General features: G+C 73.1%; 22 protein-coding genes and 1 riboswitch. Of the genes, 6 read left to right on the top strand and 16 right to left on the bottom strand.

Annotated elements, in window-relative coordinates; all coding sequences use genetic code 11:
* Nucleotides 1-3 precede the first annotated feature (3 nt).
* From pspM to rimO, 6 genes are all read right to left on the bottom strand, one after another.
* Nucleotides 4-789, bottom strand: coding sequence for a phage shock envelope stress response protein PspM (pspM, locus tag SNR22_RS05495; protein WP_320065332.1), 786 nt, complete (start codon nt 787-789; stop codon nt 4-6).
* 118 nt (nt 790-907) lie between these two features.
* Nucleotides 908-1,777, bottom strand: coding sequence for a PspA/IM30 family protein (locus SNR22_RS05490; RefSeq protein ID WP_320065331.1), 870 nt, complete (start codon nt 1,775-1,777; stop codon nt 908-910).
* A gap of 245 nt (nt 1,778-2,022) precedes the next feature.
* Complete coding sequence (locus SNR22_RS05485) at nt 2,023-2,487, bottom strand: helix-turn-helix transcriptional regulator (protein ID WP_320065330.1); 465 nt, start codon at nt 2,485-2,487, stop codon at nt 2,023-2,025.
* A 158-nt stretch (nt 2,488-2,645) separates the two neighbouring features.
* The gene (locus tag SNR22_RS05480; RefSeq protein WP_320065329.1) at nt 2,646-3,221 is read right to left on the bottom strand and encodes a CinA family protein; all 576 of its coding nucleotides are present in this window, start codon (nt 3,219-3,221) and stop codon (nt 2,646-2,648) included.
* Between the two features lie 119 nt (nt 3,222-3,340).
* Nucleotides 3,341-3,928, bottom strand: coding sequence for a CDP-diacylglycerol--glycerol-3-phosphate 3-phosphatidyltransferase (gene pgsA / locus SNR22_RS05475; RefSeq protein ID WP_320065328.1), 588 nt, complete (start codon nt 3,926-3,928; stop codon nt 3,341-3,343).
* Nucleotides 3,929-4,005: 77 nt separating this feature from the next.
* Nucleotides 4,006-5,502, bottom strand: coding sequence for a 30S ribosomal protein S12 methylthiotransferase RimO (rimO, locus tag SNR22_RS05470; protein WP_320065327.1), 1,497 nt, complete (start codon nt 5,500-5,502; stop codon nt 4,006-4,008).
* Between the two features lie 91 nt (nt 5,503-5,593).
* A riboswitch (guanidine-III (ykkC-III) riboswitch) is annotated at nt 5,594-5,658 on the top strand.
* 58 nt (nt 5,659-5,716) lie between these two features.
* Here rimO and SNR22_RS05465 point away from each other — a divergent pair.
* Entirely contained in the window at nt 5,717-6,031 is a 315-nt protein-coding gene (locus SNR22_RS05465) for a multidrug efflux SMR transporter (protein WP_320065326.1), read from the top strand.
* An 85-nt stretch (nt 6,032-6,116) separates the two neighbouring features.
* Complete coding sequence (locus tag SNR22_RS05460) at nt 6,117-6,362, top strand: hypothetical protein (RefSeq protein ID WP_320065325.1); 246 nt, start codon at nt 6,117-6,119, stop codon at nt 6,360-6,362.
* A gap of 102 nt (nt 6,363-6,464) precedes the next feature.
* Here SNR22_RS05460 and SNR22_RS05455 read toward each other — a convergent pair whose 3' ends face one another.
* A complete protein-coding gene (locus SNR22_RS05455) occupies nt 6,465-8,936 on the bottom strand; it encodes an FtsK/SpoIIIE family DNA translocase (protein WP_320065324.1) in 2,472 nt (823 codons plus the stop codon).
* 113 nt (nt 8,937-9,049) lie between these two features.
* Here SNR22_RS05455 and SNR22_RS05450 point away from each other — a divergent pair, with 113 nt between their 5' ends.
* Both SNR22_RS05450 and SNR22_RS05445 read left to right on the top strand, forming a co-directional pair.
* Nucleotides 9,050-9,529, top strand: coding sequence for a YbjN domain-containing protein (locus tag SNR22_RS05450; RefSeq protein ID WP_320065323.1), 480 nt, complete (start codon nt 9,050-9,052; stop codon nt 9,527-9,529).
* A complete protein-coding gene (locus SNR22_RS05445; RefSeq protein WP_413775594.1) occupies nt 9,526-11,280 on the top strand; it encodes a YbjN domain-containing protein in 1,755 nt (584 codons plus the stop codon). Before SNR22_RS05450 ends, SNR22_RS05445 begins: the two co-directional genes overlap by 4 nt.
* An 85-nt stretch (nt 11,281-11,365) precedes the next feature.
* Here the strand turns inward: SNR22_RS05445 and SNR22_RS05440 are convergent, their stop codons facing one another.
* From SNR22_RS05440 to SNR22_RS05420, 5 genes are all read right to left on the bottom strand, one after another.
* Nucleotides 11,366-13,054 carry a ribonuclease J gene (locus SNR22_RS05440; RefSeq protein WP_320065322.1) on the bottom strand — a complete coding sequence of 563 codons (1,689 nt, stop codon included), beginning with the start codon at nt 13,052-13,054 and terminating at the stop codon, nt 11,366-11,368.
* Nucleotides 13,055-13,109: 55 nt separating this feature from the next.
* Nucleotides 13,110-14,033, bottom strand: coding sequence for a 4-hydroxy-tetrahydrodipicolinate synthase (dapA, locus tag SNR22_RS05435; protein WP_320065321.1), 924 nt, complete (start codon nt 14,031-14,033; stop codon nt 13,110-13,112).
* 53 nt (nt 14,034-14,086) lie between these two features.
* Complete coding sequence (thyX, locus tag SNR22_RS05430) at nt 14,087-14,824, bottom strand: FAD-dependent thymidylate synthase (RefSeq protein WP_320065369.1); 738 nt, start codon at nt 14,822-14,824, stop codon at nt 14,087-14,089.
* A gap of 181 nt (nt 14,825-15,005) precedes the next feature.
* On the bottom strand, nt 15,006-15,602 hold the full coding sequence (locus SNR22_RS05425) for a DUF2752 domain-containing protein (protein ID WP_320065320.1): 597 nt from the start codon (nt 15,600-15,602) through the stop codon (nt 15,006-15,008).
* Entirely contained in the window at nt 15,599-16,828 is a 1,230-nt protein-coding gene (locus tag SNR22_RS05420) for a winged helix-turn-helix domain-containing protein (RefSeq protein ID WP_320065319.1), read from the bottom strand. The genes SNR22_RS05425 and SNR22_RS05420 overlap by 4 nt, the downstream gene beginning before the upstream one ends.
* A gap of 79 nt (nt 16,829-16,907) precedes the next feature.
* On the opposite strand from SNR22_RS05420, the gene SNR22_RS05415 reads away from it, so the two are divergent.
* Entirely contained in the window at nt 16,908-17,459 is a 552-nt protein-coding gene (locus SNR22_RS05415) for a GNAT family N-acetyltransferase (protein WP_320065318.1), read from the top strand.
* On the opposite strand, the gene SNR22_RS05410 is transcribed toward SNR22_RS05415, so the two are convergent.
* A complete protein-coding gene (locus SNR22_RS05410; protein WP_320065368.1) occupies nt 17,358-18,668 on the bottom strand; it encodes a glycosyltransferase 87 family protein in 1,311 nt (436 codons plus the stop codon). The two genes, SNR22_RS05415 and SNR22_RS05410, sit on opposite strands and share 102 nt — an antisense overlap.
* A 35-nt stretch (nt 18,669-18,703) precedes the next feature.
* Between SNR22_RS05410 and SNR22_RS05405 the strand changes: the two genes are divergently transcribed.
* Nucleotides 18,704-19,291 (top strand): GNAT family N-acetyltransferase, encoded by a 588-nt coding sequence (locus SNR22_RS05405; protein WP_320065317.1) that lies wholly within the window; start codon nt 18,704-18,706, stop codon nt 19,289-19,291.
* Nucleotides 19,292-19,333: 42 nt separating this feature from the next.
* Here the strand turns inward: SNR22_RS05405 and dapB are convergent, their stop codons facing one another.
* From dapB to SNR22_RS05390, 3 genes are all read right to left on the bottom strand, one after another.
* On the bottom strand, nt 19,334-20,107 hold the full coding sequence (gene dapB, locus SNR22_RS05400; protein ID WP_320065316.1) for a 4-hydroxy-tetrahydrodipicolinate reductase: 774 nt from the start codon (nt 20,105-20,107) through the stop codon (nt 19,334-19,336).
* Nucleotides 20,108-20,307: 200 nt separating this feature from the next.
* The gene (locus tag SNR22_RS05395; RefSeq protein WP_413775593.1) at nt 20,308-21,678 is read right to left on the bottom strand and encodes a M16 family metallopeptidase; all 1,371 of its coding nucleotides are present in this window, start codon (nt 21,676-21,678) and stop codon (nt 20,308-20,310) included.
* Between the two features lie 97 nt (nt 21,679-21,775).
* A complete protein-coding gene (locus SNR22_RS05390; RefSeq protein ID WP_320065315.1) occupies nt 21,776-24,205 on the bottom strand; it encodes a polyribonucleotide nucleotidyltransferase in 2,430 nt (809 codons plus the stop codon).
* Nucleotides 24,206-24,387: the final 182 nt, after the last annotated feature.

The raw sequence follows: 24,387 nt of genomic DNA, 5'->3' as shown, positions 1-24,387 counted from the left end.
GCGTCAGCGGGTGGGGGCGCGCAGCGGGTCGCCGACCGCGCGCAGCTCGGCCAGCGCCGACGCCACACCGTGCAGCAGGTCGGTGGCCTCGGCGAGCCGGGACGCGGCGGCGTGCTCGCTGCTGGGCCGGGCGTCCTCGGCCAGGTAGCTGGCCGCGGCCACGACCAGCCGTTCGTACGCGGCCACCCCGCTCTCCAACTGCCCGGACAGCTCCCGGTGGGCTTCGGTGAGCGGGGCGCGGGCGTCGGTGGGGGCGAGCCGCAGGGCCCGCTCGACGCTGGCCACCCGCCCGGCCAGCTCGCGCAACGAACGGTCGGCGGCGGCGGCCTCCAGCACGGCCGGCTCGGCCAGCCCGGTCAACCGGCCGGTCATCCCGCCGAGGGTCAGCGCGGCCCGGTCCAGCCGGGCCCACGGCTGCGCCACGCTGGTGCCGCGCAGGGCCAGCCGAGACCGGGCCCGGCGCACCTCGGCCAGCACCCCCGGCCCGGCGGGGAGTCGTTCGACGGCGGCGACCAGCCGGGCCCGGGACCGGGCGGCAGCCTCGGCCGGGCCAAGGGCCGGGGGCGCAGGGCGGGCCGCGAGGGCCCGCAGGTCGAGCCAGCGCCAGGCGGCCAGGGCCACCGCACTGCCCGCGGCACCGGCCCAGGCCGCGTCGGGCAGCCCGAGCCCGGCGTACGGGGCCAGCACGGCCGCCGCCCCGGTCAGGCCACCGCCCAGGACGCTCCACCGGCGGGCGGCCCGCCGCAGCCGGCGCAGCTCGCGGAAGTACCGTGCTCGCTCGTCTGCCATGCGTGCCTCCTCACGTCCGGCCGCCCGGTCGACGGCGTCTCCGCCGCCGACCCGACCAGCCCTCGTGCCGCCCAGACCTGCGGCGGCGGGCCACCGGACCGACGGCGTTCGTTGCCGCTCAGCCTGCGGCGGTGGTATCCCCGGTGCCGCGTTCCTTGCCCATGCTGGCCCGGATCTGGTCGAGCCGGGCCGCGGCGGCCGGATCGGCGGCCGGCTCGGGCTGGCCCTGCCCCGCCTCCGCACGGTCCTGCCGGCCGGCGAGCTGCTCGCCGGCCATGCTGGAGCGGATCTGCTCCAGCCGAGACGAGCCGGCCGAGTCCAGGGACGCCTTCTGGATCTCCAGCATCCGGCCCTCGACGGAGTTGCCGGCCAGCTCGGCACGGCCCATCGCGGTGGCGTAGCGCTGCTCGATCCGGTCCCGCACCTCGTCCAGCGAGGGAACGCTGCCGGAGGCCGTCAGCGAGGACATCGACTCCAGCGAGCGGGCCACGCTCTCCTGCATCTTGGCCTGCTCCAGCTGGCTGAGCAGTTTGGTGCGCTCGGCCAACTTCTGCTGGAGGATCATGGAGTTGTTCTCCACCGCGCGGCGGGCCTGGGCAGCGGCACCGAGCGCCTGGTCGTGCAGGGTCTTCAGATCCTCGGTCGCCTGCTCGGCCGAGACGAGCTGGGTGGCCAGCAGCTGGGCGGACTGCTCGTACTTGCCGGCCTCCGCCTCGTCGCCACGGGCCCGGGCCTGGTCGGCGAGGACCAGGGCATGCCGGGCGTTGCCCTGAAGCCGCTCGACCTCGGACATCTGCCGGGAGAGCTTCATCTCAAGCTGACGCTGGTTGCCGATCACCGCCGCCGCCTGCTGGACCAGCGCCTGGTGCTGGCGCTGCGCCTCCTCGACGGCCTGCTGGATCTGCACCTTGGGGTCGGCATGTTCGTCGATCCGGGCGCCGAAGAGCGCCATCAGGTATTTCCAGCCCTTGACGAACGGGTTCGCCATCTCCGCGGTACCCCCTCAGTAGAGTCGCGCCGTCGGCGACGTTGCCGGGCGGTCGCACGCGGCAGTGACCTCATCGTCCCAGCAGTGCGCCAACCCGCCATCCGTGCACCACAGGCGGCAGGCGCCGCCGTCTGATCAACAGTACGCGGCGGGGGAAACCCCGGCCACGTCGTCGCACCGGTCGAAACAGCGGGGTCGTGCGGTCAGCCGGGAGGCGCGAACGGCGCACGGCCGGTCGGGAACGTTCAGGCGGCGCAGACGACGTCGCGGTCGCGGTCGGCGGGGCGGACCCGCGTGCTGCGCAGGGTGGCCTTCAGCGGCGATTCCTGGTGCACCGCGACAGTCACCGGACTGCCGGACGTGACCTGGCGCACCCCGCGGTTGGTGGTCCCGCGGACGGCCGCCCGGCCCACCGGCGTCGACTCGGCGGGCGCAGCGGGCTCGTCCTGCACCGGCACCAGCACGCCGGGCATCTGCTCGGCCAGCGCGACCGTGTCGCTGACCTCGCGGAGCAGCTCGGAGAGGCGGGCGCCGAGGGCGTCGCAGATGGCAGCCAGCAGCTCGCTGGAGGGCTCCTTCTGGCCGCGTTCGATCTCGGACAGGTAGCCCAGGCTGACGTTCGCCGCAGAGGAGACCTCGCGCAGGGTGCGCTGCTGCCCCTGCCGGCGCGCCCGCAGTGCGTCACCGATCAGTCGGCGTAGCAGGACCATTCGCACCTCCCCCTGACGGATCACACCCTCCGACGGCCGCCGCGCCAGGGCGGTGGATCGCCCCGGTGCCGACGTCACGCGTCGGAGCCTTCCCGCAACCGTACCCGTTGCCGGGCCTGGTGACATCCCACCCCGCCCCACCATCTGGCCGAGGCCGGTCAGCCCCGGCCCGTCTCGGCGGTCGCGGTGGTGCCGTCGGCGGTGGCCGGCGCACCGGAGCCGGTCTCTACGTCGGCCGCGTGGATCCGCCCGGCCAGCAGCCGCAATGCCTCGATCACCGCGGCGGAGCGGATGTGTTCCCGGCCGCCGTCGAGGTCGAGCCGGCGGACCTCGGTGCCCGTCGGCCCGGCGACCGCGACGTAGACCAGCCCGACCGGCTTACCGTCCTGCGGCTGCGGGCCGGCCACCCCGGTGGTGGCCACCCCCCAGTCCGCGGCGCAGCGCCGCCGGCCGCCCTCGGCCAGGGCGAGGGCGACGTCCGGGTCGACCGGGCCGCGGTCGGCCAACAACTCCTCCGGTACGCCGGCGAGCTCCGACTTCAGCTCGGTGGCGTACACGACCAGGCCGCCCCGGTAGACGCCGCTGACCCCGGCGATCTCCACGACCGAGGCGGCGAGCAGCCCACCGGTGAGCGACTCCACGGTCGCCAGCGTCTCGTGCCGCTCGGCGAGGCTGTGCACCACCCCGGCCGCCGGGCTGCCGACCGGTTGCCGCCCGTTCGCATCCGTCCCCATGCCCGTGCTCCTTTCCCCGCCCCGCCCGCCCTACGCATCTTCCGCCCGCGACCGACGATCACGCCGGTGGTCGCCCGGACCCGGCGACGACCCCTCGTGATCGACGAGCGGCGGGAGGGTCAAGGACGGGGGCGACGCAGCCGCAGGGCCTGGACGACGTAGTCGAATCCGGTGACCACCGTCACCCCGACCGCGGCGGCCATGAGCCAGGGGCCAACTGCGGCCAGGGCTGCCGACATGGGCCAGAGGTACCAGGTGATCGCCAATATCTGGATGGCTGTCTTGATCTTGCCGCCCCGGCTGGCCGCGATGACACCGTGCCGGATCACCCAGAACCGCAGCGCGGTGATGCCCACCTCGCGGGCCAGGATCACCACGGTCACCCACCAGGGCAGCAGGTCGTACCAGGAGAGCAGCAGCAGGGCGGCACCGGTGAGCGCCTTGTCGGCGATCGGGTCGGCAACCTTGCCGACCGAGGTGACCAGGCCGAACCGGCGGGCGATCCAGCCGTCCACCAGGTCGGTGGCCGACGCGAACACGAAGATCAGGCAGGCCACGATCCGCCAGCCGCCATGGCTCATCGTCGACACCACGACCGTCGCCATGAAGACCGGCACCAGCACCAGCCGCAGCAGGGTCAGCGCGTTCGCCGCGTTGAGCACCGGCACCTGGGGGACCACCGCCGACGACTCCGTCGCCGGAGTCACCGACTCGCCCCGATCGGGCCGCCGTGGCGTTCCTGGCACCGCACCACGTGGCTCCCCCGCTCTCTCAGGGCCCGCCGTCACCGTACCGCGCCGGGCGCCGCCGAGATCATCTCATCCGGGACCGCGACCAGGTCCACCCCTTCGGTCGCGGTGACGGTGGCCCGCACGAGGTCGCCGGGGCGCAGCGCCGCCAGGTCCACCCCGCCGTCGGCCGGGGCGACCAGGGTGGTCGAACCGTCGACCTCGGGGGCCTGGTGCGCCGCCCGCCCCTCGATCACGCCGTCGTCGACCGAGTCGACCAGCACCTCGACCGTGGAGCCGAGGCGCTCCTCGGCGCGCTGCGAGCAGAGCTCATCGGCGAGGGCGCTGAGCTTGTCGTACCGGCGCTTGATCGTGGCGGCGGAGACCTTGCCGGGCAGGCCTGCGGCCTCGGTGCCGTCCTCGTCGCTGTAGTCGAACATGCCGATCGCGTCGAGCCGGGCCGCCGAGAGGAACCGGACCAGCTCCTCGATGTCGGCGCGCGTCTCGCCGGGGAAACCGACGATGAAGTTGCTCCGCGCGCCCGCCTCCGGGGCCAGGGCCCGGGCACCGGCCAGCAGCTCCAGGAACCGGTCGGTGGAGCCGAACCGGCGCATCCGACGCAGCACCGGCTCGCTGGAGTGCTGGAACGACAGGTCGAAGTAGGGCGCGACACCCGGCGTGGTGGCGATCGCCTCGACCAGGCCGGGCCGGGTCTCGGCCGGCTGGAGGTAGCTGGCCCGCACCCGGACGATCCCGTCGATCGCGGCGAGCTGCGGCAGCAGCTTCTCCAGCGCCCGGGGATCGCCCAGGTCCTTGCCGTAGGACGTCGAGTTCTCGCTGACCAGCACCAGCTCCCGGACGCCGGTCTTGGCCAGCCACTCCGCCTCGGCGAGCAGCTCGTCCGGCGTACGCGAGACGAAGGCGCCCCGGAAGGCGGGGATGGCGCAGAACGCGCAGCGCCGGTCGCAGCCGCTGGCCAGCTTGAGCGACGCCACCGGGCCGGTGTCGAGCCGGTGCCGCAGCACCTGGCGCAGGTGGGCCGGGGTGTGCTCGTCGGTCTGCACGGCCACCCTCGGGGTGCCGTGGCCGGGCAGCGAGACCGCGCTGTCCCGGCGGGAGACCGGGGTCAGCGGCAGCAGCTCACGCCGGTCGCGCGGGGTGTGCGCGTCGATCGCCTCGCCGGCGAGGACTGCATCGAGCCGGGCGGCGATGTCCGGGTAGTCGTCGAAGCTCAGCACGGCCTGCGCCTCGGGCAGGCTGTCGGCCAACTGCCGACCGTACCGCTCGGCCATGCAGCCGGCGGCAACCACCTTCGCCCCGGTGTCGGCGGCGGCGAGCAGCGTCTGGATCGAGTCCTGCTTGGCCTTCTCCACGAAGCCGCAGGTGTTGACGACCACCACGTCGGCGCCCTCGCCGTCGGTGGTCACCTGCCAGCCGTCGGCGTGCAGCCGGGCGGCCAGCTCCTCCGAGTCGACCTCGTTACGGGCGCAGCCCAGGGTCAGCAGGGCGACGCGGCGGCCGGCGGCAGGGGAGGTGGGGGTGGCAGACACCATCCGAGGGTACCGGGCGCGCGAGGACGGGCCGGCAACGGCCGTGGCCCGTCTCACCACGTTTTGGGCCGGGCCGGTGTTAGCGTCGAAGGTGACGGTCCGGCGGTGCCGGTCGTCCCGGACGAGGTGGGCGTACCCGGTCAGGCCAAGACGCCCGCGAGCTACTGCCCCTCGTCCCGGCCCCGGTGGCCGGGCAAACCCGCAGAGGTGACGTCCCATGGCCTGGACCCTGTTGGTGATCTCCGGACTCCTCGAAACCGCGTGGGCGATCGCCCTCGACCGCAGCGCCGGCTTCACCCGCCCCCTCCCCTCGGCCGTCTTCGCGGTCACCCTGGTACTCAGCATGGGCGGCCTCGCCTACGCGCTACGGGAGATCCCGGTCGGCACCGGGTACGCGGTCTGGGTCGGCATCGGCGCGGTCGGCACCGCACTGGTCGGCATGCTGGCGCTGCACGAGTCGGCGAGTCTCCCCCGGATCGGCTGCCTGCTGTTGGTCGTGGCCGGGGTGGTCGGCCTCAAGTTCTTCCACTGAACGCGTCGGCGCGAGGCGTGACGAACGGCGACTTCGGGTAGGAAACGGTCGAACGCACGCCCGGCTCTCATCGATGGAGGACGTCATGGCTGACACGCACAGCACCACCCGCCCGCGCAGCAACGCCGCCCGGATCTGCACGATCCTCGGCTTCGTCTTCGCCGTCGTCGCGGTGATCGTGCTGCCCCCGTTCTTCGGCCTGGCCGGCGTCGTCCTGGGCGTCGTCGGCGCGATGAAGGGAGACAAGCCGCTCGGCTGGTACGCCGCCGCCGCGAGCGTGGCCGGCGCAGTCCTCGGCATGGTGCTGGCCGCCGCGATCCTCAACGCCTGACCCGTCGTCACCCGACGCACGACACCCGACGCACGACGCACGAGGCCCGACGCACGAGGCCCGCCGGATCCACCGGCGGGCCTCGTCGTGCCGGTGGGTCGGTCAGTCACCGTTGCCGTGCAGGCCCGCCAGGACCTCCTCCAGCTCGTCCGGCTTGACCAGCACGTCGCGGGCCTTGGAGCCCTCCGAGGGGCCGACCACACCCCGGGTCTCCATCAGGTCCATCAGGCGGCCCGCCTTGGCGAAGCCGACCCGCAGCTTGCGCTGGAGCATCGACGTCGAGCCGAACTGCGAGGTGACCACCAGCTCGACTGCCTGCACCAGCAGGTCCAGGTCGTCGCCGATCTCCTCGTCGACCTTCTTCTTGCTGCTCTGCGCCGGGGCGAGCACGTCCGGGCGGAACTCCGGCTCGCGCTGGTCCTTGCAGAACTTCACCACGTCGGCGATCTCGCGCTCGGTGACCCAGGCGCCCTGGATGCGGATCGGCTTCGACGCGCCCATCGGCAGGAACAGCCCGTCGCCCCGGCCGAGCAGCTTCTCCGCGCCGGGCTGGTCGAGGATGACCCGAGAGTCGGCCAGCGACGAGGTGGCGAAGGCGAGCCGGGACGGCACGTTGGCCTTGATCAGGCCGGTGACCACGTCGACCGAGGGACGTTGGGTGGCCAGCACCAGGTGAATGCCGGCCGCGCGGGCGAGCTGCGTGATCCGGACGATCGAGTCCTCCACGTCGCGGGGCGCGACCATCATCAGGTCGGCCAACTCGTCGACGATCACCAGCAGGTACGGGTACGGCCGCATCTCCCGCTCGCTGCCCGGCGGGGCCTTGATCTCCCCGCTGCGCACCTTGCGGTTGAAGTCGTCGATGTGTCGGACCCCGTTGGCGGCGAGGTCGTCATAGCGCATGTCCATCTCGCGGACGACCCACTCCAGCGATTCAGCAGCCTTCTTCGCGTTGGTCACGATCGGGGTGACCAGGTGCGGGATGCCCTCGTAGCCGGTCATCTCGACCCGCTTCGGGTCGATCAGCAGCAGCCGCACCTCGTCCGGAGTCGCCCGGGTGAGAACCGACACCAGCAGGGTGTTGAGGCACGACGACTTCCCGGCCCCGGTGGCGCCCGCCACCAGGATGTGGGGCATCTTCGCGAGGTTGGCCACCACGAAGCCGCCCTCGATGTCCTTGCCGAGGGCGACCACCATCGGGTGGTGGTCGCTGGTGGCGACCCGGGAGCGCAGCACGTCGCCGAGGGCCACGTTCTCCGGGTCGGTGTTGGGGATCTCCACGCCGACCGCGCTCTTGCCCGGGATCGGGCTGAGGATCCGCACGTCCGGCGACTTCACCGCGTACGCGATGTTGCGGGAGAGCTGGGTGATCCGCTCGACCTTGACGCCCGGGCCCAGCTCGACCTCGTACCGGGTGACCGTCGGGCCCCGGGTGAAGCCGGTGACCTCGGCGTCGACCCCGAACTGGTCGAACACCCCGGTCAGCGCCGCGATGATCTCGTCGTTGGCCTTGCTGCGGGTCTTCGGCGCGGCGCCACCACTGAGCATGTTGGCCGGCGGCAACGTGTAGTCGCCGGAGAGGCCGCTGAGCGCGAGCTGCTCGGCCCGGGTGGGCGCGGGCGAGTGCTCCGGCGGCTCGACCGGCTTGCGGGTGGAGGGCACCTTCGCCGGGGGCTTGCGGGGCAGCACCACGGTCTCCTGAAGGTCCACCCCCTGGTACCCCTCGTCGAAGTCGTCCGGGTCCGGCAGCGGCGGCGCGGCGCGCTTGGCCGGACGGCGACGAGCCGGCTTCTTCTCCACCACCTCCACGACCTCGACCTCGTCGACGACCGGGGGCGGACCTGCCACGACCCCGGCGAGCAGGCCGAGCCGCTCGGGAATCTTGTTGATCGGGGTGGCGGTGACCACCAGCAGGCCGAAGACCAGCAGCAGGAGCAGCAGCGGCACGGCCACCCAGGCGGTGATGGCGGTCTCCAGCAGGTCACCGACGCCCGCGCCGATCAGGCCCCCGGCGTAGTCGCGCTGGACCGAGTCAACCGGGTTCTGTCCGATGTGCAGCATCGCCGCCGTGGCGACCAGCATGGACCCCCAGCCGACCAGTCCCCGGCCGCGGTGCTCGGGGTCGGCGGGCGTGTGCATCAGCCGCCACGCGCCGATCGACAGCAACACCGGGATGATGATCGAGATGGCCCCGAGGAAGAGCCGGACGGTGTCGGCGAGCCGTTGCCCCACCGGCCCGGCGCCGGAGAACCAGATGGCCACCGCGGTGAGCAGGGCGAGGCCGAGAAGCAGCAGGCCGCCACCGTCGCGACGGTGCTCCGGGTCGAGGTCGCGGGCCGAGGCGGCCTGCCGGCCGGCGGCCCGCACCGCCCAGCCGACGCCGTGCGCCAGCCCCATCCACACCGTGCCGATCGCGCGGCCGACGTGGACGGCGGGACCGGGCCGGGCCGCCGTGGTGCGCCGCCGGGGGGCGGCCTTGGTGGTCTTCTTCGCCGGCTGGCGGGCACGACTGTTCGTGGTGCCGCGCGGCGACGCGCCGCGCCGCCGACTCGCCTGAGGGGTACGGCCCGCCATAGAGTCACCGTAATGGCGGGACCCGGCGGATCGCCGCTTATCCGGGTCGTGTCCGCGTGTCGCAGCGTGGACGACGCCCCCTGTTGTGTTATTCCCCTCAGAAGGGATGCCCGATGGCGTCGCCGGAGATCGAGGACGACCCGGACAGCCCCCTGGCCGGGCCGGTGCAGGCGCTGCGGCCGTTGACCGGCGAGCTGATCGCCGCCGTGCTGCACACCCGGGGGTACGCCATCTCGCAGGACCAGGAGGGCCGGCTGCTCGGCCGCTGGGACGACAGTCTCATCTGGTTCCTGCGGATGGGCGCGGCCGGCGAGATCCTGCAGGTACGCACCGTCGCCGCGCCGACCTTCCCCATCGAGTACGTGCCGGCCTTGCACGCCTTCTGCAACGCGTGGAACCACGACCGGTACTGGCCCAAGGCATTCGTGCACGTCGACGACGACGGGCAGGCCCTGATCTGCGGCGAGGTGATCGCCGACCTGGAACGCGGGGTGACCCCGCACCAGCTCGACCAGTTCCTCGACTGCGGCATCTCGACCGGCTGCCAACTCGCCGCCGCGGTGGGCCAACTGGCGGGCGGGGCGCGGCCGTGACCGGGTCACCCGGCCGGCCGCACCGGTGGGACGCCCGGCTCGTGAGCCGGTGGGAGGCCCGGTTCCGGGAACCGGGGGGCGGCGATCGGGGCCCCGCCGAGGCGCTGGCCGCCGCGCGGGACCTGCCCGACGGCGAGCCGCGCGTCACCGAGCTGGAACGGGTCACCTCCGCCGCAGAGACGGCCGGTGACCTCCGCACCGCCCTGGACGCCCGATTCGCGCTGATCGACGCGTACCTGCGGCAGGGTGAGCGGTGGCGGCTCTTCGAACCGGTCCGCCGCTGCCGGGAAGTCCTCGACCGGTTGCCCGAGCTGGCCGGCGAGCGGGGTGCCGAGCTGCGCCGCTACCAGCGGTTCGCGGTGGAGGCGGTGTTCGCCACCCCACGGGTCGGGTTGGACCAGGCCCGCTCGGCACTGGACGACCTCGCCCGCTCGGCACTGGACGACCTCGCCCGCTCGGCGCTGGACGACCTCGCCCGCGACGCCGACGGGGCGCACGAGGCGAGCGACCTGGTGGCCGAGCTGCGCTGCCGGCTCGCCGACCACCTCGGCGACGAGCCGGCCGCCCGCCGCTGGTACGACCGCTGGCGCACCGCCCCGCCCGACCCGGCGACCGGCTGCCCCGGCTGCGCCCCGTCCCGCCGCGCCGAACTGCTGGCCGGCTGGGGCGAGTGGGCCGCGGCGCTGGCCGAGCTCCGTTCACTCCTCGACGACCGGCCGCCCGTTCGACCGTCACACTGCACCGATCAGCCCGAGGCGGCGCTGGCTGCGGCGCTGCTGCCGCTACTGCGCGCCGGCGAGCCGGAGCAGGCCGCCCGGGCGCATGTCGAGGCGTACCGGCGGCACCGGCGGGAGCGGACGGCCTTCCCGTACCTCGCCGCGCACCTGCGGTTCTGCGCGTTGGGCGGGCACCTGGACCGGGGCCTGGACATCCTCGCCGAGCAACTGCCCCGACTGGACCATCCGTCCGACGACATGGCGGTGATGGAGTTCTCCACCGCCGGGGCCCTGCTGTGCGCCCTCGCCACCGAGGCGGGGCGGGGCGACCGACGAATGCCCACCCCCGGTGCGGACGACGGAGCGAACGGCGACACGGACAGCGGTACGGACAGCGGTACGGACGACGGAGCGAACGGCGATGTCGACGTGGCCCGGCTCGGCGGGTTGCTGGCCGAGCTGGCGACCGGGCTCGCCGGCAGCTTCGATGCCCGTAACGGCACCGGCCACCAGTCCGGCCGGATCGCCGCCCGGCTGGCCGAGCGGCCGATCGCCGGCCCGGTTTCGCTACCCGCCGACGAGGCGGGGGGCGACGGCGACGCCGCCGAGCCCGAGGACGAACTGGACCAGGACGAGCCCGGGGCGCTGACCATCAACATGATCACGGCTGCCCTGGACCGACGCGGGGACGCCTGGACGGTGCGGGGTCCGACGGTGGTCGGGCGATGGGACCCGGCGGTGATCGAGTTCCGGCAGGCCGGGGAGCGGGGCGAGATCCTGCACGTCCGGGTGTTGGCCACCCGGCGGCTGCCGGCGGGCCGGCGGGCCGAGGCGTACGCGTTCTGCAACGTCTGGAACCATGACCGGTTGCTGCCCAAGGCGTACGCGCACGACGACGACGGGGAGCTGGTGCTGGCCGGCGACGTGACCTGCGACCTGGCCCACGGGGTGGCCCCGGCGCAGCTCGACGTCCTGGTCACCGCAGCGGTCACCACCGGCGTCGCGTACGCGGAGGCGGTCGCCGAACTGCCCTGACCGGGACGACGCCACGGCTGACGCCGATGCCGGCCCGCCTGATCAGGCGGGCCGGCATCGGTAACGCGGTGCGGGGTTCAGGCCGTCAGACCTCGACGACCGTCGGGACGATCATCGGCCGGCGCCGGTACTTGTCGTTGACCCAGCGCCCGACGGTGCGCCGGACGATCTGCTGGAGCTGGTGCGGGTCGGTGATGCCGTCCGCGGCGGCCCGGTTCAGCGCCTCGGTGACCAGCGGAATCACCGGGTTGAACGCCTCCGGGTCCTCGGAGAAGCCCTTCGCCGACAGGGTCGGCCCGGCGACCACCTTGCCGGTCACCGAGTCGACGACCACCGTGGTGGCGATGAAGCCGCCGTCGCCGAGGATCCGCCGCTCGGTGAGCAGGGACTCGCTGACGTCACCGACGGCGAGGCCGTCGACGTAGACGTACCGGCTCTTCACATGGCCGACCACGCTGGCGCGGCCCTCAACGAGGTCGACCACGTCGCCGTCCTCGCAGAGCACCACCCGGTCCGGGGCGACCCCGGACTCGATGCCGAGCCGGGCGTGCGCCCGCAGGTGCCGCCACTCGCCGTGCACCGGCATCAGGTTGCTCGGGCGGACCACGTTGAGCAGGTAGAGCAGCTCACCGGCGGGGGCGTGGCCGGAGACGTGCACCTTCGCCACGTCCTTGTGCACCACCATCGCGCCGGCCCGGGCCAGCCGGTTGATCACCCGGTAGACCGAGGTCTCGTTGCCCGGCACCAACGACGAGGCCAGCACCACGGTGTCGCCGGGGGCGATGGTGATGTGCCGGTGGTCGCCGCTGGCCATCCGGCCCAGCGCGCTCATCGGCTCGCCCTGCGAGCCGGTGGACATCAGCAGGAGCTGCTCGGGCGGTAGCGCCGTCGCCTCCTCGATGCTGACCACCAGGCCGGCCGGGATGTTGAGCAGGCCGAGGTCCCGGGCGATGCCCATGTTGCGGACCATCGAGCGGCCGATCAGCGCCACCTTCCGCCCGTGCTCGGCTGCGGAGTCGAAGACCTGCTGCACCCGGTGCACGTGCGAGGCGAAGGACGCGACGATGATCCGCCCCTTCGCCTTGGCGAAAATCGAGTCGAGCACCGGCCCGATCTCCCGCTCCGGGGTGACGAAGCCGGGGATCTCCGCGTTGGTGGAGTCCGACAGCAACAGGTCGACGCCCTCGGCGCCGAGCCGGGCGAAGCCCGCCAGGTCGGTGATCCGGCCGTCCAGCGGGAGCTGGTCCATCTTGAAGTCGCCGGTGTGCAGCACCAGGCCGGCCGGGGTGCGGATGGCCACCGCCAGCGCGTCGGGGATCGAGTGGTTGACCGCGAAGAACTCGCACTCGAACGGGCCGAGCCGTTCCCGGCCGCCCTCCCGCACGGTCAGCGTGTACGGCTGGATCCGCCGCTCGGCCAGCTTCGCCTCGACCAGGGCCAGGGTGAACTGGGAGCCGACGAGCGGAATGTCCGGCTTGTGGGCGAGCAGGTACGGCACCGCGCCGATGTGGTCCTCGTGGCCGTGGGTGAGCACGATCGCCTGCACGTCGGCCAGCCGGTCCAGGATCGGCCCGAAGTCGGGGAGGATCAGGTCCACGCCCGGCTGCTCGACGTCGGGGAAGAGCACCCCGCAGTCGACGATCAGCAGCTTGCCGTCGTACTCGAAGACGGTCATGTTCCGGCCGATGGCGCCGAGCCCGCCGAGCGGAATGATCCGCAGGCCGCCCTCTGGCAGCGGCGGGGGGAGTACCCCATCGTTGTGCGCCTCGGTCACGCGTCCACCTCGTTCTGCGACGCCGTCACCGGGCGTCCGTAGTGTCGTTCGTTCATCAGGGGAGCTCCAGACCCGCCGCCGCGCAGTCCGCGCGCAGCTGGGCGATCTCGTCGTCGGTGGCATCCACCAGCGGTGGCCGTACCGGGCCGGCAGGCAGGCCCTTGGCCGCCAGGCCCGCCTTGACCAGGATGGTGCCCTGGGTACGGAAGATGCCGGTGAACAGGGGCAGCAGCCGCCGGTGCAGCGCCAACGCGGTGGCAGTGTCGCCCGCGTCGTACGCCTCGATCATCCGCTTGGTCTGCGCGCCGGTGAAGTGGGTCGAAGTGCCCACCAGGCCGACGCAGCCGATCGCCAGCGTGGGCAGGGTGAGTGCGTCCTCGCCACTGTAGTAGGCCAAATCGGTGCGGCTGGTCACCCACGAGGTGGCGAGCAGGTCGCCCTTGGCGTCCTTGACCGCGACGATCCGGCTGTGCTCGGCGAGCCTCACCATGGTCTCGGTGGCGATCGGCACACCGGAGCGGTGCGGAATGTCGTAGAGCATGATCGGCAGCCCGGTGGCATCCGCGACCGCGGTGAAGTGCCGGAGCAGCCCGCTCTGCGGCGGCTTGTTGTAGTACGGGGTCACCACGAGCAGGCCGTGCGCGCCGGCCTTCTCGGCCGCCTCGGCCAGCTCGATGGTGTGCCGGGTGTCGTTGGTGCCGACCCCGGCGACCACCCTGGCCCGGTCGCCGACCGCCTCCACCACCACCCGGATCAGGCGTTCCTTCTCCGTGTCGGTGGTGGTGGGCGACTCGCCGGTGGTGCCGTTGAGCACGAGCGCGTCGTTGCCCTGCTCGTCGACGAGGTGGTTCGCGAGCCGGACGGCGCCGTCAAGATCGAGGGAACCGTCGGCGGTGAACGGGGTCACCATGGCCGTAAGCAGTCGGCCGAAGGGACGGGACACCGCCCGCTCGGCGGCAACAGGGTGGTCGTGCGTCATGTTCATAACCTAGCGGACGACCACCGGAGGCCCGGCGGGGAAGGGCTCAGGACTCACTCGCCGTGCGGACTGGCCGCGACCTCGGCGCCGCTAGGCAGGGCCGAGATGACAAAATCGGCGAAGACGTTCGGGGCGACCCCCTGCAACTGGCGCAGGCACTCCACCGCCAGCTCCCGGATCTCCACGTCGGCGTGCTCGGTGGCCCGCATGGCGATGAAGTGCCGCCAGGCCCGGTAGTTGCCGGTGACCACGATCCGGGTCTCGGTGGCGTTGGGTAGCACCGCGCGGGCCGCCTGCCGGGCCTGCTTGCGGCGCAGCGTCGGGTTCGGCTCGTCGGCGAACCGCTCCTCGAGCCCCTCCAGCAGCTCGGTGTACGCCCGCACGCCGGCCTCGGCGGCCTCGACGAACCTCTTGTGCAGCTCCGGGTCCTCGGCGATCACCCGGGGCTCGACCATGGCGGCGTCGCGCTCCGGGACGTACCGCTGGGAGAGCTGGGAGTACGAGAAGTGCCGGTGCCGGATGAGCTCGTGGGTGAGGGAGCGGGACACCCCGGTGAAGTAGAAGCTCACCGTGCCGTGCTCCAGCACCGACAGGTGCCCGACCTCCAGGATGTGCGCCAGGTAGCCGGCGTTGGTGGCGGTGGCCGGGTTCGGCTTCTTCCAGCTCTGGTAGCAGGCCCGCCCGGCGAACTCGGCGAGCGCCTGGCCGCCGTCGGCGTCGGTCGACCACGGCACGTCGTCCGGGGCCTGGAACTGGGTCCACGCGATCAGCTTGACCTGGGGCTGCACCATCTCCGGCATTCCTGGCACTGTAGTGGCCCGGCCGTCGGCGACCCAAGTCGGGCTCGCGCGCCCTCCGCTGACCGGAGGGCAGGCCGGCGAGCCGCAGGGCGCACCGACGGGGCAGCTCCCTAGGGCCACGGCCACCACTCCCGCCTCGGCCGCGTTCCACGGATCGCGGCGGGAGGTGGCCTCAGACGTAGAGGAAGGTGAAGGGGGCCCAGGGCAGGTTGCGGACTACCGAGAAGACCCCCCAGAGGGCCAAAAACCCGCCGATCACCGTCGAGCTGACCCGAGGCTCCGGCAGCCGCCAGCCGAACGCCTGCTTCCCGGCCCAGGCCACGAAGAGGTACGTCAGGAAGGGCAGCAGGAAGACGAAGAGGAAGTGGTGCCGGGCGGCGGCCGGCAGGTCACCGTGCAGCACGTACCAGAGCGCGCGGGTGCCGCCGCAACCCGGGCAGTCCAGCCCGGTGGTGAGCTTCAGCAGACAGCTCGGCGCGGCGTCGGGCTCGGCCCGGGTCGGGTCGCTGATCAGCGCGTAGGCGACGCCGACGCCGACGCAGCCAAGGGCGGCGAGGGGCACCGCCCAGCGCGGCGAGCGGTCGTAGACTCGCATGACAAAGCGGGTGAGCCGGTCCGGCTCCGGCATCGGGTAGGCCCCCGGCTGCCACTCCCCCGACGCCCCCGACGGCCATTCCCCCGGTGCCCCCGGCGGCTGCTGCGGGTCGGGATGCGGGTAGGGATGCGGGTGCGTACCGGGCGGGCCGTCAACGCTCGTCACGCCGCTCACGGTACACCTGACAGGCTCGTCAACGCCGCAGCCAGCGGGACGGCGAGGTCGCCGACAGCGGGCGGGGCGACCGCGTCCAGCCCGAGCCAGCCGGCCAGCCGGTACAGCTCGGCGGCCAGGGCGACCGCCGTCTCCCCCGGGTCGGCGCCCGGCTCGACCCAGGCAGCCGGGACCAGCAGCACACCCGCCTTCCGGTCGGCCTTCAGATCCACCCGAGCGGTGAACCGCTCCCCCTGGAGGAACGGCAGCACGTAGTAGCCGTACACCCGCTGCGGGGCCGGCACGTAGATCTCGATGCGGTAGCTGAGGCCGAAGAGCCGCTCGGCGCGGCCACGCTCCCAGACCAGCGGGTCGAACGGGCTGACCAGCGTGTCGGCGCGCACCCAGCGGGGCAGCCGGGCAGCGGCGTGCAGCCAGGCCGGGTGCCGCCACCCCCGCACGGTCACCGGGGTCAGCTCGCCCGCCTCAGCCAGCTCGGCGATGGCCCGCCGGGCGCCGGCCACCGGGAGTCGGAAGTAATCCCGCAGTTCCGGCTCGGCGGCCACCCCGAGCGACCGGGCGGCGATCGCGACCAGCGCCCGGTACGCCTCGGCATCGGTCGGGGTGGGCGCGGCCAGCACGGCCGTCGGCAGGACCCGCTCGGGCAGGTCGTAGCGGCGGGCGAAGGAGTTGGTGCGGTCGGCGGCGGTCACCTCGCCGGCCCAGAAGAGGAACTCCAGGGCCTTCTTCACGGCCGACCAGTTCCACCCCCAGTTGCCGGTCTCCCGGGGCGCGTCGTGCTCGATCTCGGCGGCGGTCAGCGGCCCCCGGGCGGCGACCTCGTCGCGCACCCAGGCGACCAGGCCCGGCTGCTCGGTGGCGATGTGGCGCATCCCGCCCCAGGCGTCGTCGCGCGCCCGGGCCATCCGCCAGCGCAGCGCCGGATGCAGCCCGACCGGGACCAGCGACGCCTCGTGCCCCCAGTATTCGAAGAGCTCGCGGGGGCGGCGGTAGGCCGCCGCGTCGAGCAACGCCGTCGGGTACGACCCGAGCCGGCTGTAGAGCGGCAGGTAGTGCGCGCGTTGCAGGACGTTGACCGAGTCCATCTGGATCAGCCCGACCCGGTCGAGCACCCGGCGCAGATGCCGGCGGGTGGGCGGGCCGGTGGGCGACGGGTCGGCGAAGCCCTGGGCGGCCAGAGCCACCCGGCGGGCCTGGGCGAGTGAGAGCGATTCCGGTGCGGCCATCGTCAGGCACCCTAATCCAGGGGTACGACACCGGTGCGGCTGGCTGGACGCCGCACCCGTCGAGGCATAGAACGGACACATGCCGATCATCCGCCCGGAGGGGCCCGACGACGCCGAGGCGGTCGCCCGGGTACACGTGCACGGCTGGCAGGACGGGTACGCCGGGTTCATGCCCGACGAGGTGCTACGCCGGCTCAACGTGGCGGCCTGGGCGCAGCGTCGCCGGGACACGGGCACGGCCGATCCGGAGCACCCCTTCGCCACGCTGCTCGCCGAGCGGGACGGGGCGGTGGTCGGCTTCACCACGTTCGGGCCGTACCGCAACAACCAGGACCGGGCCGACCTGGACCACACCCTCGGCGAGGTGCTGACCATGTACGTCGAGAAGGCGTACTGGGGGGACGGGACGAGCGGGCGACTCCTGACGGCGGCGAAGGAGCAGATGGCCGGGCGGGGCTGGACGGCGTACCGGCTCTGGGTGCTGCGGGACAACCGGCGGGCCCGCCGCTTCTACGAGCGGGCCGGGCTGTCACCCGACGGCGAGCGGACGACCTACCGCGTGCCGCTGGCCGGAGGAGCGCCCCCGCTCGGCCTCGTCGAGCTGCGCTACACCGGACACCTCGATGGCTGACCCGGCCGGGTCCGGCCCACCGCCCGACCCGGCCCCGACCGACCCGGCAAACCGGCGGACCGGCAGGAACAGCAGCAGGGCCAGGCTGATCCAGACGTAGGTGTTGCTGCCGAGGAAGCCGTCCACGCCGGTGAAGTCCTTCTCCCACGCCCAGACGATCCGGCTGATCAGGAAGCCGTACCCGATCGCGGCGGCGACCAGCAGGACGCGGCGCCGCCGGCCGCGGGCGGGGGCCGCCATGGCATTGTCGACCAGCAGGATCAGCCCCGGCAGCAGCCAGACCAGGTGGTGCACCCAGGTCACGGGGCTGACCAGGCACATCAGCGCGCCGGTCAGGGCCAGGCCGGTGGCCTCGTCGCCGGCCGCCACGGCGGCCCGGGACCGCCAGGCCCAGACGGCGAGCGTGGCGAGCACCAGGACCAGCCAGGCCAGGGTGCTGGGGTGCTCGGGGTTCAGCCGGGCGACCACGCCGCGCAGCGACTGGTTGGAGACGAACGCCAGCTCGCCGACCCGGCCGGTGTTCCACAACGCCGAGGTCCAGAACTCCCGGGACGCGTCGGGAAAGAGCGCGGCAGCGGCCAGGGTGGCTGCGGTGGCGGTGGCGACGGCGGTCAGCGCGGCCCGCCAGCGCCCGGTGACCAGCAGATAGACGATGAAGACGCCAGGGGTCAGCTTGATCGCGGTGGCCAGACCGATGCCCACCCCGGCCCAGCGGTTGCCGGCCGGCAGCAGCCGCAGCAGGTCCACCGCGACCAGGAAGAGCAGCAGCATGTTGACCTGGCCGAAGTTGATCGTCTCGCGCATCGGCTCGAACGCGGCAGCCAGCAGGAGCGCCACGGCGAGGGCGTACCAGCGGGTCCAGCCGGCGCGGCGGGCGATCGGGTCGACCAGCCACCAGATCAGCACCGCGCTGACCACCACGGAGGCAGCGACGCTCACCACGATGGCCGCTGTCCAGGACAGGACGGCCATCGGCAGCATGGCCAGGGCGGCGAACGGCGGGTAGGTGAAGCCGTACTGGGTGCCGGGCTTGAGGAAGTCGTAGATTTCCCCGCCGTCGTGTACCCAGAAGTTCAGCGCGCCGTAGTAGACCTTCAGGTCGAAGAAGCCGTGCCGCACAGCCGCCACCGACAGGAACAGGGCCACCGCGACGGCGAGCCCGACCACCCCGGCGACCTGCGCGGTCGTCCGTTTGGCACCCTGCGCCACCATCGCCTCCCTCGCCCTGCGTAGGCTCACGTCCCATGGCTCTCGGGTACGTCCGCCCGGCGCGTCTGGAAGACGCCGGCGAGATCGCACGAATCCAGCTCGCGACCTGGCAGGTCGCCTATCGCCGGATCTTGCCCCGGCACGTGCTCGACAACCTGGACGAGGAGTATCTCGCCGGGCGGTGGAGCGCGGCCGTGCAGGAGCCGCCCTCGGGCGCACACCGGGTGCTGGTCGCCGTCGAGCAGGCGGAGCAATCGTATCTGGTGGGGTTCGTCGCCTCCGGTCCACCCGACGCGGAGTCCCTCGCCCCGAACGAGCCGGCCGAGGCGCTCGGGCCCGACGTGGTGGCGGTGACGGACCTGCTGGTCGAGCCGCGCTGGGGTCGACGCGGCCACGGCAGCCGGCTGCTCGCCGCGAGCGTGGACCTGTGGCGCTCTGACGGGTTCGCCCGGGCGGTGGCGTGGGCATTCGACGCCGACGTGGCGACCCGGAAGTTCCTCACCACCGCCGGCTGGGAACCCGACGGCGCGGCCCGCGCCCTCGACGTCGACGACATGCTGGTCAACCAGCTCCGCCTGCACGTCGCAGTCTCCCCCGACACCCCGATCCCCCCCGACGCCTGACCCCGTCACCCCCTGGCGGGCAGCCGTCGGGCGGGTCGCCGATCAGCCGAGCAGGGGGTCGAGGCCGATGGTGAGGCCGGGGCGGTTGCGCACCGCGCGGACGGCCAGCAGCACGCCGGGCATGAACGACGCCCGGTCGTACGAGTCGTGCCGGATGGTCAGCGTCTCACCCAGGGCGCCGAAGAGCACCTCCTGGTGGGCGACCAGACCGGTGGCGCGAACGGCGTGCACGCGTACCCCGTCGATGTCGGCCCCCCGCGCGCCCGCCACCTCGTCGGCGGTGGCGTCCGGGACCGGGCCGAGGCCGGCCTCGGCGCGGGCCCGTGCGATGCGGCGGGCAGTGTGGGTGGCGGTGCCGCTGGGGGCGTCGAGCTTGCGCGGGTGGTGCTGCTCGATGATCTCGACGGACTCGAAGTGTCGGGCCGCCCGCTCCGCGAACTGCATCATCAGCACCGCGCCGATGCCGAAGTTGGGGGCGATCACGATGCCGACGCCGGGCTTGCGGGCCAGCCAGCCGCGCACCCGCTCGATCCGCTGCTGGGTGAAGCCGGTGGTGCCGACGACGGCGCTGATGCCCTGGTCGATGCACCAGTGGAGGTTGTCCATGACGACGTCGGGGGTGGTGAAGTCGACGACGACCTCGGCGGCAGCGTCGGAGACGGCGAAGAGGCCGTCGCCCTGGTCGACCATCGCCACCAGTTCCAGGTCGGAGGCCGCGTCGACCGCCTTGCACACCTCGATGCCCATCCGGCCCCGGGCACCCAGCACGCCGACCCGGATCAGCTCCTCGGGATTCTTCTCCTGCTCGTCAGTCACGGGGCACAACCTATCCCAATCGGGACACGGCCAGCGGACGGGACGGCCACCGTCCCACGGCCGGCAGGGTGATCAACTTCCGTTGCGGCACATCGCTGAGTCCACCACCCCCGGAGATCACGAGATCCCGTACGTCGGGTCCGGCCCCGGGCACGGTTCGGAGCCGCGAGATCCCGCACGTCGGGTCAGGGCCGGTGCGGTCAGGCGGAGAAGTCGCGCTCACCGAACGGGCCGACGACGGCCAGCGACATCGGCCGGGCGAGCAGCTCGGCGGCGAGGGTGTTCACGTCGTCCAGGGTCACCGCGTCGACCCGGGCCAGCAACTCGTCGACGGGCATCAGGTCGCCGTAGAGCAGCTCCCCCTTCGCCAGCCGGCTCATCCGGGAGCCGGTGTCCTCCAGGCCGAGCACGAACGCACCCTTGCTCATCCCCTTGCCCCGGGCCACCTCGGCCTCGGTCAGCCCGTCGGCGGCCACCCGGGCCAGCTCGGCGCGGGTCAGCTTCAGCACCTCGTCCACCTTGCCGGGCGCGCAGCCCGCGTAGACGGCGAAAAGTCCACTGTCGGCGTACTGGCTGGCGTAGGAGTAGACCGAGTAGGCCAGGCCGCGCCGCTCACGGATCTCCTGGAACAGCCGGCTGGACATCCCGCCGCCGAGGACGTTGTTGAGCACCCCGAGGGCGAAGCGCCGCTCGTCGGTGCGGTCGATGCCGGGGCAACCGAGGATGACGTGGGCCTGCTCGGTCTCCTTCGGCTCGACCAGGGTGGCGGCCGGCTCGACGGGTACCGTCGGGGTGGCCGGGCGGTGCGGGGCCGGCGTGGCCGGATCGGTGTCCAGGGGGGTGCCGGCCAGCGCCTGGCGGACCAACCGGACCACGGCCGCGTGGTCGAGGTTTCCGGCGGCGGCGACGACGATCTGGGGCGCCGTGTAGCGGCTGCGGTAGAAGCCCTGGATCTGTCGGCGGGTCATCGGGGTGACCGTCTCCTCGGTGCCGGAGATCAGCCGGCCGAGGGGGTGGTCGCCGTAGACGGCGCGGGCGAAGATGTCGTGCACCTCGTCGCCGGGCTCGTCGTCGTGCATGGCGATCTCTTCGAGGATGACGCCCCGCTCGGTCTCCACGTCGGCCGGTTCCAGCAGCGAGTCGGCGACCGCGTCGCACATCACGTCGATCGCCAGGGGCAGGTCCTCGTCCAGCACCCGGGCGTAGTAGCAGGTGTATTCCTTGGTGGTGAAGGCGTTGGTCTCGCCGCCCACCGCCTCGATCTCGGCGGAGATCTCCATCGCGGTGCGCTTGTGGGTGCCCTTGAAGAGCAGGTGCTCCAGGAAGTGCGCGGCACCGGCCTGCGGGCCGGTCTCGTCCCGGGAACCGACCGCCACCCAGATGCCGAACGAGACGCTGCGCATCGCGGGGATCGCCTCGGTGAGCACGCGCAACCCGCTGGGCAGCACAGTACGGCGTACCGTGCCGCCCAGCGGGTCTTCACTCAGCGTGCGGGTGACCGCCCGGCTCGACCCGCCGGCCCGGCCGGGCGGTGCCCCGGTGGCGTGCCGGACGACGCCGGACGGTGCCACCCCTCGTCGATCCGCAGGAAAAGACGCGCGCTGGGCCCGACTCACGGAAACCTGCTCTCAGTTCGACGAGGGGTGGGTGGTGCTGGGGGTACGGAGGTCAGCTGTGCCGGGACCGACGGCGCGGACGCTCGCCGCCCTCGCCACCCTCGCCACCGGCCGAACCGCCCTCGCCACCGGCCGAGCCGCCCTCGCCACCGACGGCCGGGCCGCGCTCGCCGCCGCCCGGGCCACGACCGCCCCGGTCGCTGCCGCGCTCGCGGTCACCCCGGTCACGCGGGCCCCGGTCGCCACCCCGGCCGGCCGGACGCTCGCCACCGGCGACCTCGCCGGTGGCGGCCGGCGCCTCGGTGCCCTCCGGACGGACCTTGTCCAGGTAGATCTTGCCGCGGGCGTCGATGTCCGCGATCTCGACCTCGACCCGGTCACCGACGTTGAGGAAGTCCTCGACCCGCTCGACCCGCTTGCCGTCGCCCACCTTGGAGATGTGCAGCAGGCCGTCACGGCCCGGCAGCAGCGAGACGAACGCACCGAACGCGGCGGTCTTGACCACCGTGCCGAGGAACCGCTCCCCCGCCTTCGGCAGGGTGGGGTTGGCGATGCCGTTGATCCGGTCCACCGCGGCCTGCGCCGACGGGCCGTTGGTCGCGCCGACGTAGATGGTGCCGTCGTCCTCGATGGAGATCTCGGCGCCGGTCTCGTCCTGGATGGCGTTGATGGTCTGGCCCTTCGGGCCGATCACCATGCCGATCTTGTCCACCGGGATCTTGACGGTGGTGACCCGCGGTGCGTACTCCGACATCTCGGCCGGAGCCTCGATCGCCGCCCGCATCACACCGAGGATGACCTGCCGGGCCTCGTTCGCCTGCTGCAGCGCGGCGGCCAGCACGTCCGACGGGATGCCGTTGAGCTTGGTGTCGAGCTGGAGCGCGGTGACGAAGTCCGGGGTACCGGCGACCTTGAAGTCCATGTCACCGAACGCGTCCTCGGCACCGAGGATGTCGGTCAGCGTCACGTACTGGGTCTTGCCGTCCACCTCGTCGGAGATGAGCCCCATCGCGATGCCGGCGACCGGCGCCTTCAGCGGGACACCCGCGGAGAGCAGGCCCAGCGTCGAGGCGCAGACCGAACCCATCGAGGTGGAGCCGTTGGAGCTGAGCGCCTCGGAGACCTGCCGGATGGCGTACGGGAACTCCTCGCGCGACGGCAGCACCGGGATCAGCGCCCGCTCGGCGAGCGCGCCGTGGCCGATCTCGCGCCGCTTCGGCGAGCCGACCCGGCCGGTCTCACCGGTCGAGTACGGCGGGAAGTTGTAGTTGTGCATGTAGCGCTTGCGGTTCTCGGGGGACAGGGTGTCCACCATCTGCTCCATGCGCAGCATGTTCAGCGTGGTGACGCCCAGGATCTGGGTCTCGCCCCGCTCGAACAGCGCCGAGCCGTGCACCCGGGGCAGCACGCCGACCTCGGCGGTCAGCGACCGGATGTCCCGCGGGCCGCGGCCGTCCATGCGGACCTGCTCACGCAGCACCCGGTTGCGCACCTCGGACTTGGTCAGCGACCGGAAGGCGGCGCTGAGCTCCTTCTCCCGGCCCTCGAACCGACCGCCCAGCTCCTCGACGACCCGGGCCTTGACCCGGTCCAGAGCCTCTTCGCGGTCGGCCTTGCCGGCGATGGTGATCGCCTCGGCCACCTCGGTGCGGGCCAGCTCGGCGACCGCGTCGTACACGTCGTCCTGGTAGTCCAGGAACACCGGGAACTCGGTGACCGGCTTGGCGGCGACCTCGGCCAGCTCGCTCTGCGCGCGGCACAGCTCGCGGATGGCCGGCTTCGCGGCCTCCAGACCGCTGGCCACGACCTCCTCGGTCGGCGCCATGGCGCCGCCCGCGATCAGGGCGACGGCGTTCGGCGTCGCCTCGGCCTCGACCATCATGATCGCGACGTCGCCGTCGGCGAGGGTGCGGCCGGCCACGACCATGTCGAAGGTGGCCCGAGCCAGCTCCTCCAGCGTCGGGAAGGCGACCCACTGGCCGTCGATGTGCGCGACCCGGGTCGCCCCGATCGGGCCGGAGAACGGCAGGCCGGAGAGCTTGGTCGACATCGACGCGGCGTTGATCGCCACCACGTCGTACGGGTGCTGCGGGTCGAGCGCGAGGATGGTCTCGACGACCTGGACCTCGTTGCGCAGGCCCTTGACGAACGACGGCCGCAGCGGCCGGTCGATCAGCCGGCAGGTGAGGATCGCGTCCTCGCTGGGGCGGCCCTCGCGGCGGAAGAACGAGCCGGGGATCCGGCCGGCGGCGTACATCCGCTCCTCGACGTCGACGGTCAGCGGGAAGAAGTCGAACTGCTCCTTCGGGTGCTTGCCGGCGGTGGTGGCGGAGAGAACGACCGTCTCGCCGAGCGTGGCGACGACGGAACCGGCGGCCTGACGGGCCAGCCGGCCGGTGGAGAAGGTGATCTCACGGGTGCCGAAGGACCCGTTGTCGATCACGGCGGTGCGGGACTCAGTGCCGAGGTTGTGCTCGGTCATGGTTCGGTGGTGCTCCTTCGCATCGGGGGGCCCACGACGCGGGGAGCTGCTCAGACGGCCGGTCTTCGATCGAAGCGCCCGGGGGTGCCGGCGAGCTGCCGGGGTTCCCGGGGGCCACTACCGGAGACCGGTACGCTGACCGGCTCCCTGTCGGGTGGTCGCGCGGCCCCTGTTTTCAGGTG

Origin of the sequence: Micromonospora sp. RTGN7, assembly GCF_033804645.1 — a bacterium.
In the GTDB taxonomy this organism is placed as follows: domain Bacteria; phylum Actinomycetota; class Actinomycetes; order Mycobacteriales; family Micromonosporaceae; genus Micromonospora.
Note: the sequence above shows the minus strand (reverse complement) of the source record. Positions and strands in the feature narration are given on the sequence as shown.